The sequence below is a fragment of the Rhodanobacter sp. UC4437_H4 genome, from assembly GCF_052978425.1.
This window is the reverse complement of sequence record NZ_CM129673.1, coordinates 2,717,995-2,731,728: the sequence shown is the minus strand read 5'-3', so window position 1 is coordinate 2,731,728 and position 13,734 is coordinate 2,717,995. Positions and strand designations below refer to the sequence as shown.

Below are 13,734 nucleotides of genomic sequence, written 5' to 3'. Positions count from 1 at the left end.
AGACAGTATGCCGGCAAGCCGGCGCCCCGGCGCAAGGGCCGGGCGGCAGGCCGGCCGCAATTCCGGACGGCTGCGAAATCTCAGCCGTCGGTGGGACGCGGCAGGCCGAACCATTCCTCCAGTTTGCCCAGCAACCGCGCCAGTTCCAGCGTCAACAGGGCGAAACTGGCGTCCATTTCGGCGTGGGCATCGGCCTGGCTGTCGCCCAGCTCGTCCAGCACCACGTCGAGGAACTTCAGCTTGCGGATGACCAGGTCCTCGCCCAGCACGAAGCTGATGCGGTCGTCGAAGGTCAGCCCCAGCAGGAATACCTGCTTGCCGTTGCGCAGGTGCTCCTTGACCTCTTCCGCATCCAGGTCCTGGCGGCGGCAGCGGGCGATCGCGCCGGTGGCGGTGGCCGGGTCGCGCAGTTCGCATTCGTCGCCCAGCGCCAGCCCGGCCGGCAGGTTGCCGGTGGCCAGCCAGTCGGTCATCAGCACGCGCGGACCTTCTTCCGGCGCCAGCGGCACCGCCGGGAAGCTGCCCAGCGCCTCGCGCACCTGGCTCAGCGCGTTCTCGGCCGACTTGCGGCTGGAGGTGTCCAGCACCAGCCAGCCGTGCTTCTTGTCGACGTAGGCGGACATGCGCGACTGCCGCACGAAGGCGCGCGGCAGCAGCTCGTTGAGCAGGTCCTCCTTGATCCGCTTGCGCTCGCGGCCGCCGACCTTGCGGCCCTCCTCCTCGGCGATCTTCTGCACCTTGCGATGCAGCTCGTCGTTGATGACGGCGGCGGGCAGCAGCTTGTCCTCGCCGCCGACGGTGAACAGGGTGGACTGCTTCACCGCATGGGTGAGCGGCTCGCCCTCGCCGCGGCCAACCGGCGGCACGAAGCCCCTGGTGAACATCTCCAGCGGGCCGCAGGGGCGCAGCCGGTGCTCGGCCAAGGCCTCGTCGAGGCGATCGAGATCGGTGGCGACCGCGGGGGAAAAACGGAACAGGGTGAGGTTGCGAAAGAACATTCGGTATCCGGGTATTGATGAAGCCGGCGGGAAGGATTTCAGCTCCCGCCGTTCGCCCTGAGCGCAGGCCTGAAAGGCCGAAGTCGAAGGGTATCGCAGCGTGCCCTTCGACTCCGCTGCGCTACGCTCAGGGTGAACGGTGGAGCAAGGCGGTGGTGGACAGTCAGCGGCAGACGGCGGCGACCGCCGCGGCCACGGCGTCCAGGTTGGACTCGTTCAACGCCGCCACGCAGATGCGTCCGCTGTCGAGGGCGTAGATCGCGTGCTCGTCGCGCAGGCGGCGCACCTGCGCCTTGCTCAGGCCGGAGTAGGAGAACATGCCGGCCTGCTTGTTGATGAAGCCGAAATCCGGCGCGCCGAGCGCGGCCAGCTTCTCGACGAAGCCCGCGCGCATCGCGTGGATGCGCGAACGCATGCCGCCCAGCTCCTGCTCCCAGCGCGCGCGCAGCTCGGCGCTGCCCAGCACGCCGGCGACCAGTGCGGCGCCGTGGGTGGACGGGCTGGAATAGATCGTGCGGATGACCTGCTTGATCTTCGACTGCAGCCGCGCCGCCTCGTCGCGATCGGCGCCGACCATCGACAGCGCGCCCACGCGCTCGCCGTACAGCGAGAACGACTTGGAGTACGAGTTGGCGACCACGAACGCCTCGATGCCGGAGTCCGCCAGCACGCGCACCGCGGTGGCATCCTGTTCGGTGCCGCGGTCGAAACCCTGATAGGCCATGTCGACGAACGGCAGCAGCTTGCGCTCGCGCAGCAATTCGACCAGTTGCGCCCACTGCGCGGCATCCAGATCCACGCCGGTGGGGTTGTGGCAGCACGCATGCAGCAGCACCACGGTGCCGGGTTCCATCCGGCCCAGATCTTCCAGCATGCCGGCGAAATCCAGGCCGTGGCTGGCCGCGTCGTAGTAGCGGTACTCCAGCAGTTCGAAGCCGGCGGTGCGGAACACCACGTGATGGTTGCCCCAGCTCGGGTTGCTGATCGCGACCTTCGCGTTTGCACCGGCCACCTGCCTGAGCAGGTCCGCCGCCACGCGCAGCGCGGCGCTGCCGCCGATGGTCTGCGCGGTGGCCACGCGGCCGGCCGCCAGCAGCGGCGACCGTTCGCCGAACACCAGCTGCTGGGTCAGCCGGTTGTACGCGGCGAGGCCGTCGATCGGCAGGTAGCCGCGCGGCTTCGCCGCCGCAGCCAGCGCCAGCTCCACCTCGTGCACGGTGGGCAGCAGCGGAATGCGCCCCTGCTCGTCCACGTAGATGCCCACGCCGAGGTTGATCTTGTGCGGCCGCGCGTCCGCCAGATAGGTTTCGGTGAGGCCCAGGATCGGATCGCCAGGGGCCATTTCAACGGGGGCAAAGAAGGACACGATCGGTACTCGATGGGTGGGGAAGGCACGCGCCGGGGCCGTCGATGGACGGCTTTCTCCGGCATGGCGGCGCGACGCACGGGAGAACGGCGCGAAACACCGCCGACTATAGCAAGAGCCGGCCGGCCACCGCAGCGGCGGGCGGGCCGCAACCGCCGCCCACGGCAGCGCGCGGAGCCGCCGCGTGATCCGTGGCGATTACCGCTGGCGCAGCGCCACCAGCGCGCTAAAATGGGCGGTACGTCACACGTTTGGCCATTCCCATGCCGATCCAGGATCACGCCGAAATCGCCCACCTGCTTGCCGAGCTCAAGCTGGAACATCGCGATCTCGATGTGGCGATCGACGAACTGGCCCACGCCATCGGCCGCGACGAACTGCAGCTGACCCGGCTCAAGAAGCGCAAGCTGCTGCTGAAGGACCATATCGCGCGGCTGGAAAGCAAGCTGATCCCCGACCTCGACGCCTGAGCCCATGACCCTGTTCGCCCCGATCCGCCTGCACGACGAGTACGTCGTGCTGGAGCCGCTGACGCCGGAACACGCGCCCGCGCTGGAAACCGCCGCCGCCGACGGCGAGCTGTGGAACCTCGCCGTCACCAGCGTGCCGCCACCGGGCCAGGCGGGCGATTACGTGGCGAAGGCGCTGCAAGGCCAGCGCGAAGGCCACATGCTGCCGTTCGCCGTGCGCGAGGCGCGCGGCGGCGACATCGTCGGCAGCACGCGCTATTACGAGATCGACGCCGCCGTGCCGCGCCTGGCCATCGGCTACACCTGGTACGCGAAGCGCTGGCAGAAGAGCCACCTCAACACCGCCTGCAAGCGGTTGCTGCTGGAGCATGCGTTCGAAACCCTGGGCTGCGCGGCCGTCGCGTTCCACACCGACGTGTTGAACGAGGATTCGCAGCGCGCGATCGAGCGCCTCGGCGCGCAACGCGAAGGCGTGCTGCGCGCGCACCGCCGCCGCACCGACGGCAGCCTGCGCGACACGGTGTGCTTCAGCATCCTCGCCGAGGAATGGGGCAACGTCGCCAACTGGCTGGACATGCGGCTGAACCGGCTCGCCTCGAACCGATAGGCGGCGCCGCCCTACAGCAGGCGATTGACCAGGCGGGCGAGTTGCGTGCGGTTCAAGCGGCGCAGCAGCCGACGCACTTCGGGCGGGTACTGGCGCGGGCTTTCCAGCGCGCGGTAATCGGCCAGCTGCACGGCGTGCCGGCGCAGTGCCGCCCATTCCGCCTCGTGCTGCGCGTGCAGCCGTTTCGCCGGGTCGCGCAGCAGCAGGCCGTTTTCCAGATCCAGCGACCATGCACGCGGGTTGAGGTTGTGGCCGGTCAGCACGGCCACGTCGTCATCCACGAACAGGCCTTTCAGGTGGTAGCTGTTGTCGCCGTCGCGCCACAGGTGCAGCCGCAGCCGGCCGGCCTCGATCTGCGCACGGTGCGCGCGCGCAAAGCGGCGCAGATTGTTCTCGTACAGGTACGGCAGCAGACCGATGGTCTTGAACGGTTGCTCCGGCGGTATGTAGAAATCGTTGGCGACCTTGTCGCCGACCATGATGTCGATGCGGCAGCCGCGCCGCAGCAACTGGCCGAGCACCAACCGTACCGGACGTGGCAGGTTGAAGTACGGCGTCAGCAGGATCACCCGCTCGCGCGCCTCCCGGAGCAGCGCCAGCAGCACCGCGTCGAGCTGGTTGCCGCTGCGGCCAAAACCCAGCAGCGGAGTCACCGCCACCTCGTCCGCATTCGGCAGCGCCGGGATCACTTCGTACCGCGCCTGCTGCAACTGCCCGCGCAAGCGGCGGATTTGCGGCTGCAGGCTGCGCGTGCTCGGCACCTCAGCCACGTTCAACTGCCGCACCGCGCCACTGCCGGCGAGCCGGTTCGCGACGAAGCCGGCCATCGCGTCGGCCAGGCCCGCATGCCGCAGCAGGTGGTAGCGATCGAGTCGGTAGCGATCGTGTCGCGCCAGGTAGACGTCGTTGAGACTGGCGCCGCTGTACAACACCGCGTCGTCGATCACGAAGCCCTTCAGGTGCAGCACGCCAAACAACTCGCGGCTCTGCACCGGCACGCCGTAGATCGGCACGCCATCGCCCAGCCGCTGCGCCCATTCGCGGTACATGCCGGCGTTGCCCGCGTTCTTGTGTTTGCCGATCAGCCCGCGCTGCGCGCGGTGCCAGTCGACGAACACCGCGATGTCCAGCTCGGGCCGGCGCGCCTTGGCCGCGTAAAGCGCCGCCAATATCTCGCGACCGCCATCGTCGTCCTGCAGGTACAAGGTCACGATCACGATGCGCCGGGCAGCCTGCGCGATCAGCGTCAGCAGGGTTTGCCGGAACGCCGCCGGATCGGACAGGCAGCTGATCGCCGCCGCATCCACCGCAAACGCCGGCAAGGCTGTGCGCGGATTGCCCTTGCGTCGCGGCAGCGACACCAGGCGTCGAGCCAGGCGGATAGGTGTTGTCATCAGGGTCTTGCGCGCAATCATTCCTCCATCATCGCAAACCATGCCGCGCACTACGACCCGTCCGGCGGGAATTGCCTGCGGCGAACCATGGCCGGACCGTTCCGCGCGCCGGCCGGTCCCTGCGCGACCCGCACCGGCGCCGAGGGGGTCAGGGCAGCACCAGCACCTGCTGCCGACTGTCGCTGAGCGCTCGCGGTGGCGGGCGCGCCTCGGCCAAGGCGGGGATTTCCGCCGGCGGCTGCCGGTATGCCCATGGCGGGGCTGCCGTCGCGCCGGCCGCATCGTGGCAAGCGCCGGCGACCATCGGATCAACCCGTGACAAGCCACCATCCACCTGGCACCGCCGCGGCGGCGCTTGCTGGCGCCCGCCCCTGTCAGCCTCGCCGCGGCGGCGGTGACCCGCTGCGCCTGCGTCCCAGCGACGCGCGGCAGTGTTCATAGAACGCCTCGGTCAAGGATGTCTCGCGCACGTTGGCGGACGACATGAACACGTACTCCTGCTCGATCGTCGGCGCGAAGCGGCGAATGCGCACGCCGGTCCACAACGAATGGCGCGACAGCAGCTCGTTGACGATCGCGATGCCGACGCCTTCGGCCGCCAGCGCACAGGCCGCGCCCACGTTGTGGGCTTCCAGCCGCACCGTCTGGCGCACCCCCGCCTGCTGGAAGGCCTGGTCGATCCGCATGCGGGTGTCGCCGCCGCGATGGCCGACCAGGATCAGCGGTTCGCCGGCAAGATCCCTGGCGCCGATCGGGCGCTTGCCCGCCGACAGCCGGTGCGCCGGCGGCAGCACGCAAACCGTGGGGCTGCTGATCAGCGGCCGCAGGCGGATGCCGGGATGATCCAGCGGCAGCTTGCCGAAGCCGCAATCGGCGGTACGCGTGGCAACCAGGTTCATCACCGTCGGCCGGGTGCGCGAATCGACATTGATGTGGATATTGGGATGCAGGCTCAGGAACGAAGCGACCAGCTTCACCAGCGGCCCCTCGGCGAAACTCGGCGGCGCCACCACGCGCAGTTGCCCGGCATTGGTCTGGCGGATGTCCTGGGCCAGCACATTGATCCGCTCGACGCCTTGCAGCGCCAGATCCACCTCCTCGAACAGCAGCAGCGCCTGCGAAGTGGGCAGCAGCCGCCCCTTGCTGCGGTGGAACAACTTGAAGCCCAGTTCGGTCTCGAACTGCCCCAGCAGGCGGCTCACCGCAGGCTGGCTCAAGCTCAGGCTGCGCCCGGCGGCGGTGGCCGAACCGAGCCGGATGATTTCGCGAAAGGCTTCCAGCGCCTTGAGGTTGTCGAGCTTCATGGGCGGAGCGCCACGTGGCGGCAGTGAATGGGCTGCCGAACAACGTACACGATCAAGCGGGCGACGCCACTGGCAACACCGGCAACAGCAGTCGCGACGGGTGTGCGCGATCCAGATGCACGCGATTGTGCGCCGGCCTGGATTCGCGCCAGCGACCGGGCGCCGTATCAGTGTTCGGATTGAGGTCGAAATGCGGATAGTTGCTGCTGGACACGTCCAGCCGGATCCGATGGCCCACCGCGAAATGGTTGGCAGTGGCGAAGGCCTCCACCTCCACCTCGACCACCTCGCCCGGCACCAGCCAGCGCGGCTGCTGCCAGGAATCGCGATAGCGCAAACGCAGGATGCCGTCGCTGAGGTTCATCGCGAAACCGTGCGGGTAGTCGGCATGGGGCGGGTACTCGTCGATCAGCTTGATGGTGATGTCGGTATCCCGGCAATCGGAGGAAACGAACAGCCTCACGCGGATGGGCCCGGCGATATCGACCGCGCGCGCCAGCGGCGCGCTGCGAAAACACAACACATCGTCGCGCTCGCCGATGTCGCGACCCGTGCCGGCGCAGCCGAAGAAGCGGGCGTCGTCGCGCTGGTCGAAGGCGCCCGGTGGCATCACCCCCTCGGCCGAGGTGATGGTGCCGCCGATGGTCGGCACCGGTCGCGCGGGATCGTAGACATAGTCCAGCGCCGCGAACCGCTCCGCTGGCGGCGTGGCGTCGAGCCGGCCATCGGCATGCAGGTGCCACGCCTGGCTGGTGGTGCCGGGCAAGGGCCAGTCGTCGGCATGCAACCAGCGCCCGCCGTGCTCCAGCCGGCCCTCGGCGTTGCGCCGGCCGCTGCCGCCGCCCATCAGGAAGATCGACACGCGACCGCGCGCGAACGGGTTGTCGGCCTGTCGCCCCAGCAGATGGTCGTACCACGCGCGACGCAGCTCGTAGAACGAGTGGCCGAACGCCGCATCCAGTGTCGCCTGCTCGCCGAAATCGACATCGCCGGCGAACGTCTGCGAGCGCCGGCCATGAATCCACGGCCCCATCACCAGGTGCACCGGAGCATGCTTGCGCCGCGACAGGCCGAGGTAATTGTCGGTGGCGGTGCGCACGTAGGGGTCGTACCAGCTGGACATGTGCACCATCGGCACGTCGGCGTAGGTGTCGTAATGGCGCTCACCGCACAACTCGACCTGTTGCCAATAGGGGCCGAAATCGCCGTGCTCCCATTGCTCGAACAGGTAGTCCTCGTATTCCGGTGCCGCACTGACCGGCGAGTCGCCGCGCGCCCACGGCATGCGCCGAAACCAGGCGCGAATGTCCTGCGCCTGCAATGCTGCCTTGCGGCTGGAATCCTGCTGCGTCAGCGGGCTCAGCAAGGCGTGCTTCAAGGCCCAGGTCGCCTGCTTGAGTTCGAACGCACCACCCTGCCGGATGCCGCCGTGGTACGCGTTGGAGAAGCCGCCGGAGTCGACGAACTGGGCGCTCAGCGCCGCGGGCGCCAGGCTGCCCAGCGCCGTCTGCACGTGCGCGCAATAGGACAGGCCCTGGGTGATCACGCGGCCATCGCTCCACGACTGCGCCGCCAGCCAGGCGAGGGTGTCGACACCGTCAACGGCCTCGTTGGTGTACTTGGTGAACACGCCTTGCGAACGGTAGCGACCGCGACAATCCTGCATCGCCACCACGAAGCCGTGGCTGGCAAACCACCGCGCGATCTGCGGTTTCGACAAGGGCAGTGGATACCCGGCCACGACATCCGATTGCGCGGTGCCCGCCTTGTCGTAGGGCGTGCGTTCGAGCAGGCAAGGCCAACGCGACCCGCTGGCGCCGTCCGGCAGATACAGATCGACCGCCAACTGCACGCCATCGCGCATCGTCACCATCACGTCCGCGCGCAGGCGTACCGGGTACGGGCCCGGCTGCAGGCCTGCGGCCGCTGCGTCGGCGGTGTCCGCCCGCGTTTGCTCCATGCCCTCACCGATCGCCATGCTCAGTAACCGATCCGCGTGGCGACCAGCAGGAATGCCGTCGCCACCACCGTCAGCACCAGGGTCAGCGGCAGCATGAAGCGCACCCACGCGCCGTAGTGCACCTTCGCCATCGCCAGCATCGCCAGCATCAGCCCCGAGGTGGGACTGACCGTCGCCATCAGGCCGTTGCCAAACAAGTAGGCCAGCACCACCGAGTTGCCTTGCAGCCCCGACAGCTGGCCGATCGGCCACAGGATCGGAATGCTGATTGCAGCCTTGGCCGAGGTCGAGGGAATCAGCACATCCAGCCCCGCCTCGGTGAACATGATGGCCAGCGAGGCGATCCACGACGACTGGCCGTGGATCAGGCCGGCCATGGCGTTGACCACGGTGTCGAGGATATTCGCCTCCTGCAGCAGCACGTGGATGGCGCCGGCCAGGCCGATCAGCAGCGAGGGCAGAATCATGCCCTTGATGCCATCGATGAAGGCATCCGCGCTGACCCGCGCACTCAGCCCGCCGATCACGGCAAGTCCCGCGGTCACCGCCAGGTAGAACGCGCTGAGCTCGTTGTAATGCCAGCTCCAGGTGCGTCCGGCGTAGACCATCAGCACGATCGCCAGGCCCAGCAGCAGCAGCACGCCCAGGTGCCGCCCCGACAGCGATCCCGCGGCAGGCGCGAAATCCGCCTTGGTGAAACCGCTGCGGCGGATGCGGTACAGCAGATAGGCGATGCCGATCGGCAGGAACACCGCCAGCACCGCCAGGCGCATGCCGAAACCGCTGAAGATCGGCACCTGCACGATGCCTTGCGCGATCGGCAGTACCACCGGATTGCTGACCGAGGCGATGTAGCCCAGCTTGGCCGCGATCAGCAGCATCGCCACCGCGTACAGCGGACTCAGGCGCAGCCGCTCGGCCATCGACAGCAAGACCGGCAACACCACCAGATACTCCGAAATCAGGCCCAGGAACGAGCTGCCCGCCGCCAGCGCACCCATCAGCACCGGCGCCAGCAGGTAGACATTCCCGCGCGAGCGATGCACCAGCTGGTCGAGGCCGGCGTCCAGCGCACCGGTCTGCTTGAACACGCCGAACAGGCCGCCGACGAACATCACCATGAAGATCAGCGAGGCGTTTCGCACCAGTCCCAGCGGGATGGATTCGAGCACCGTGATGACGCCGGCCGGGCGCGCCTGCTCGCCGGCCGCGCCCAGGCCAAGCAGGTGCCACCAGTCGAACGATTTCGGGATCACCGAGTAGGTCCCCGGCACCACCCGCCCATCGACGCGCTGGAACGCGCCGGAGTCCAGGACGTAGGTGAGCACCGCGCACAGCAACAGCACGGACACCAGCATCAGCACCGGGTGCACGTCGATCTTGCGACGGGGCCGCTGTGCAGGTTTGCCATCGGTGACGGGACGGTTGGCCATGCTGGGAAGATCCATGTGGTTGAGCGGGTCGCCGGCGCCCGCTCCCGCGGCGGCCCGGGCCGGCGGTCGGCGACATCGCGCCGATGCCGCCGGTGCCCGTCTCAGAGGGTGATCGTGGCCTTCACGTAGATGAAGCGGCCACGCGGGTTGTAGGTGCTCATGTCGAAGTTGAGGTCGCCGCCGTTGACATAGGACAACGGCGGGTCCTTGTCGAACAGGTTCTGCACGCCAAGGGTGAAGGTCATCAGTTGCGAGCGCAGCGTATAGGCACCCCACACGTCATGGGTGATCTGCGCCGGGATCCGGCCATAGCCCGGCGCCGGGCCCTCGTCGGTGCTGCCGATGTAATGCATGCTCCAGTTCGCTGACCACAGGCCACGCGACCAGTCGACGGCGGTGTTCGCTTTCCAGCGCGGGAAACTCTCGCGCGCGATGTCCGATTTTCCGGCCCGCCTGGCCACGCGCACCTCCCCGCTGGGCAAGGTGTCGTAACGATCGAACGCGTTGAGGTAAGCCGCGTTGAACATCAGCCCGACATTGCCCGCCGCCATCGTCGGCAACTGGTAGCGCATGGTCGTATCGACGCCGCTGGCCTTGAGCCGGTTCAGGTTGATCGGGCCGTCGATCAGGTTGATGATCTCGCCGCTGGTGTCGCGCTTGATCAGGTTGCAGCGTTGACCGGTATTGGCGCACAGGTCGAGCAGGTTCTGCGAGCCGAAGCTGGAGATCGCCTCCTTCAGGTCGATGTCGTACCAGTCGACCGACCAGGTCAGGCCCTTGGCAAAGCTCGGCGTGTAGATGAAGCCGCTGCTGCGATTGACCGAGGTTTCCGGCCGCAGGTCGGGGTTGCCGCCCACGGTCGAGAGGATCGAGCCGCCCGAGTAGTTGCGCTGGTCGTAGCTGGTCGGCACCCCGGCACACCCGGGCTTGCCGGCGCCGCCGCCGTTGCAGGGGTCAACCGCCGGCAAGTTGGTCTGACGCAGGCCGGCGTAGAGTTCGTTGATCGAGGGCGCGCGAAAGCCCTGCGCCCAGGTGGTGCGCAGCATCAGGTCGTTCCACGGCCGCCAGACCAGGCCGAGCTTGCTGTTGGTGGTGTTGCCGAACGTGTTGTAGCTCGAGTAGCGCGTCGCGGCGGACAGCTCCAGTTGCTTGACCGCCGGAAGGTTCGCCAGCAACGGCACGTTGAACTCGACATAGGCCTCTTTCAGATCGTAGGAGCCGGCGGTCGGCAGGCGCGGCGCCGAGGTGGTCTTGCGGCTGTAGGTGATGAACTGCGGCGTTTCATTGAAGTACGGGCTGGGCTGGTCGTAGCCCGATTCCTTGCGGTACTCGACGCCACCGGCGAACGCCAGCATTCCGGCCGGCAACTCGAACAGGTCGCCGGTGAGGTTGGCGGTGAAGTCGTGCTGTTTGGTGCCGTTGTGGTCGACGCCAGTGGCGCGGATGTAGTTGGCCATCTCCGGGGTGATGGTGCCGAAGATGTTCAGCGGCACGCAGTCGTTGGCCGCGCAGCGGGCGTTCGGGCCCAGTGCCAGCGCGACCTTGTCCAGATCGATCTGATTGGCGGAGGTCCACTTCGCCTTGTTCTGGGCATACGTATAGAAGCTGTTCCACGACCAGCCATTGGAGAAATCGCCTTCGAATCCGGCCGCCACACGCATCGTGTCAACGTTCTGCGTGTTGATGCGCGGCCCCAGCTCGGTGATCGTCCGCACCACCTCGAACTTGGTGCCCGTGCCCTGGAAGTCCACGCCGAACGGGTTGTACGGGTGGTCGGCCGGAATCGTCATGCCGTCGCCGCCGCGGATGCGTGGCGTTGCCGGCGGGAAGCGCTGGCTCGATTCGCGCGTGTTGTACAGGCCTTCGGTCACGAAGGTCACCGCATCACTGACGTGGAAGCGCAACTGGCCATACACGCCAGCCATGTCCAGGGGGCCGATCAAGGTGGTATCAGGCTGGTCGTTGTAGACGTCGGTGTCCGGCACGTCCAGGCGAAAACCGCCGTTGCCGTCCGGCACGAACGCCTTGGTGCCGAAGCCATCCACCGGCGTGCTGTTGCGGAAACGGCCCGCCGGCGTGTTTCGGCTCAACCCTTGCAGCGGCACCCGCGAGAAGTCGCGATGGCCGGCAAGGATCTCGTTGCTGCCGGCGACCGTCGCCGACACCAGCGCCGAGCCCCAGTCGCCGGACTTGCCCCAGAGGAAATCCTCGTTGTGTGTGAAACCGTCGCCCTTGTCGGTCTGGCCGACATAGCTGCTCGCCTTCAGCCCATCGAACTCGCTGAAGGTGATGATGTTGACCACGCCGGCGATCGCGTCGGCGCCGTAGATGGCGGTGGCGCCGTCCAGCAGCACTTCGATCCGCTCGACCGCGGCCAGCGGAATCGTGTTCAGGTCGACAAAGTCGCGAAAACCGCGGGTACCGGCTCCGTTCACCCAGCGCCGCCCGTTGACCAGAACCAGCGAGCGGTTGGCGCCCAGGTTGCGCAGGTTCAACGAGCGGGAGCCATGGCTGGTGCCGCCCGAGCCGGTCGAGTTGAAGCTGGAACCTACCGATGGCAGCTCCTGCAGCAACTCGCCGACCGAGACCACGCCGGTAGCCTCGATCTCGTTGCGCTCCATGGTAAACACCGGGCTGGCCGCGACCTCGTCCTTGCGGCGGATGCGCGAGCCGACCACGCTGACCGTCTCCAGCGTCTTCGCCTTGTTCGCATCGCCGCTCGTCGTGTCCGCGGCGCTCTGCGCATCCGCGGTCGCCGGCATTCCGCCCGCCGCCAGCGCCCCCGCAATCGCCACCATCATCACACCCAGGCGCGGTACACGCCGTGACTCCCCCTTGCCAGCCATCTTGTTCATCACCCCTCCCGAAACCATGCGTGGCGACCAGTTCGCCGGAGCATCTGCCTTGGTATCGAGTAATTCACGCGGACTGAACATATGCAATCTTATCGAGTCCGGTAATGCGTCCATGCCATTTTGGTATGGCATGCGCAGGTACGCGAATAAGCTTGCAAGCGGCCCGGTGGACGTGGATAGCTGGGGCTGTCGGGTCCGGATCGAGCGAGGGGCGTCATGGTCGAGTCGTGCAATCTGCAGCGCCGGCGGCTGCTCGCCGCCCTGGCGATGACGCCGCTGTTGCCGGGCGTTGCCGTGCGCGCGGCCGAACGCCGCGAGCTGACCCTCACCCTCACCGGGCAGGCGCTGATCGCGCACGACCTCTGCCACGAGCCCTATCCCGGCCTCGCCGAAGTGATCGCCCAGGTACGTCGCGGCGACGTTGCCATGACCGACCTGGAGACGCCCATACGCGTTGGCGCGTCGGGCGCACCGACTCGCCAAGGGCTGTTCCTGCATGCCGCGGGCCCCGACGCCTTGCGCTGCCTGCGCTCGTTCGGCTTCGACATGCTGGCCCTGGCCAACAACCACGCCGGCGATTTCGGCCGTGCGGGCGTACTGGCCACCCGCAGCGCCGCGCAACATGCCGGTTTCGCCACCGCCGGCAGCGGCAGCGACCTCGCCGAAGCCAGCGGTGCCGCCTGCTTCAAGGCGCGCGGTCGCCGTGTCGCGCTGGTGGCCATGGCGGCCGGCAAGATCCGTCCGGGCGTGGCGGCAACAAGTTCAGGCGCCGGCATCAACGAGCTGCGCCTGACCGCAGCCGGCACACCCGACCAGGACGATGTGGAACGAATCCTTCAGTCGATCCGCGCGGCGGCCGGCACGGCCTTCGTCGTCGCCTGCCTGCACAACCACGATTGGCGCGGCGACATGCGCGTCACCCAGCCATGGGCGCGCGAATTCGCGCGGAGCTGCGCCGAAGCCGGTGCCGGCGCATTCTTTTCGCACGGCGCCCCGCTGCTGCACGGGATCGAGCTTCATCACGGGGTGCCGATCTTCCATGGCATGGGCAGCCTGATCTTTCATTCCCGCACCGAGCCCGGCTACTACCCGGCCGAGGTGTGGGAAAGCATGATCGCGCACCTTCATCGGCGCGATGGCTCGATGCGTCAGCTCGAACTGGTGCCGGTGGTGCTCAACGAGAGGGGCGACGATGCGAGTCGCCAGGACGAAACGCGGGGTCGCCCCAGGATCGCGCGAGGCGAGGATGCACAACGCATCCTCGCGCGCCTCCAGTCGCTCAGCGCGGTGCTCGGCACCTCGCTGCGCATTGCGGGAGAACGCGGCTGGATCAGCATGGATTGACCG

10 protein-coding genes are annotated in these 13,734 nt (G+C 67.9%); 3 read left to right on the top strand and 7 right to left on the bottom strand.

Translation table 11 applies throughout. The features are described 5' to 3' along the window. Window positions 1-80 precede the first annotated feature (80 nt). Window positions 81-998 (bottom strand): recombination-associated protein RdgC, encoded by a 918-nt coding sequence (locus tag ACVCL3_RS12445; RefSeq protein ID WP_447101458.1) that lies wholly within the window; start codon window positions 996-998, stop codon window positions 81-83. Window positions 999-1,161: 163 nt separating this feature from the next. Further along, complete coding sequence (locus ACVCL3_RS12440) at window positions 1,162-2,364, bottom strand: amino acid aminotransferase (protein ID WP_447097864.1); 1,203 nt, start codon at window positions 2,362-2,364, stop codon at window positions 1,162-1,164. 263 nt (window positions 2,365-2,627) lie between these two features. Between ACVCL3_RS12440 and ACVCL3_RS12435 the strand changes: the two genes are divergently transcribed. Together ACVCL3_RS12435 and ACVCL3_RS12430 are read left to right on the top strand one after the other, a co-directional pair. Then, a complete protein-coding gene (locus ACVCL3_RS12435) occupies window positions 2,628-2,834 on the top strand; it encodes a YdcH family protein (RefSeq protein ID WP_395120478.1) in 207 nt (68 codons plus the stop codon). 4 nt (window positions 2,835-2,838) lie between these two features. After that, window positions 2,839-3,441 carry a GNAT family N-acetyltransferase gene (locus tag ACVCL3_RS12430; protein WP_447101457.1) on the top strand — a complete coding sequence of 201 codons (603 nt, stop codon included), beginning with the start codon at window positions 2,839-2,841 and terminating at the stop codon, window positions 3,439-3,441. Between the two features lie 11 nt (window positions 3,442-3,452). On the opposite strand, the gene pssA is transcribed toward ACVCL3_RS12430, so the two are convergent. The 5 genes from pssA to ACVCL3_RS12405 form a co-directional block, all read right to left on the bottom strand. Beyond that, on the bottom strand, window positions 3,453-4,835 hold the full coding sequence (gene pssA / locus ACVCL3_RS12425; RefSeq protein WP_447101456.1) for a CDP-diacylglycerol--serine O-phosphatidyltransferase: 1,383 nt from the start codon (window positions 4,833-4,835) through the stop codon (window positions 3,453-3,455). Between the two features lie 374 nt (window positions 4,836-5,209). Further along, window positions 5,210-6,139 (bottom strand): LysR family transcriptional regulator, encoded by a 930-nt coding sequence (locus ACVCL3_RS12420; protein ID WP_395120483.1) that lies wholly within the window; start codon window positions 6,137-6,139, stop codon window positions 5,210-5,212. Between the two features lie 52 nt (window positions 6,140-6,191). Next, complete coding sequence (locus tag ACVCL3_RS12415; RefSeq protein ID WP_447101455.1) at window positions 6,192-8,117, bottom strand: CocE/NonD family hydrolase; 1,926 nt, start codon at window positions 8,115-8,117, stop codon at window positions 6,192-6,194. A 2-nt stretch (window positions 8,118-8,119) separates the two neighbouring features. After that, window positions 8,120-9,532 (bottom strand): SLC13 family permease, encoded by a 1,413-nt coding sequence (locus tag ACVCL3_RS12410; RefSeq protein WP_447101454.1) that lies wholly within the window; start codon window positions 9,530-9,532, stop codon window positions 8,120-8,122. 101 nt (window positions 9,533-9,633) lie between these two features. Beyond that, window positions 9,634-12,387: a TonB-dependent receptor gene (locus ACVCL3_RS12405; RefSeq protein WP_447101453.1), complete on the bottom strand. Its 2,754-nt coding sequence runs from the start codon at window positions 12,385-12,387 to the stop codon at window positions 9,634-9,636. 216 nt (window positions 12,388-12,603) lie between these two features. Between ACVCL3_RS12405 and ACVCL3_RS12400 the strand changes: the two genes are divergently transcribed. After that, window positions 12,604-13,731 carry a CapA family protein gene (locus ACVCL3_RS12400; RefSeq protein ID WP_447101452.1) on the top strand — a complete coding sequence of 376 codons (1,128 nt, stop codon included), beginning with the start codon at window positions 12,604-12,606 and terminating at the stop codon, window positions 13,729-13,731. Window positions 13,732-13,734: the final 3 nt, after the last annotated feature.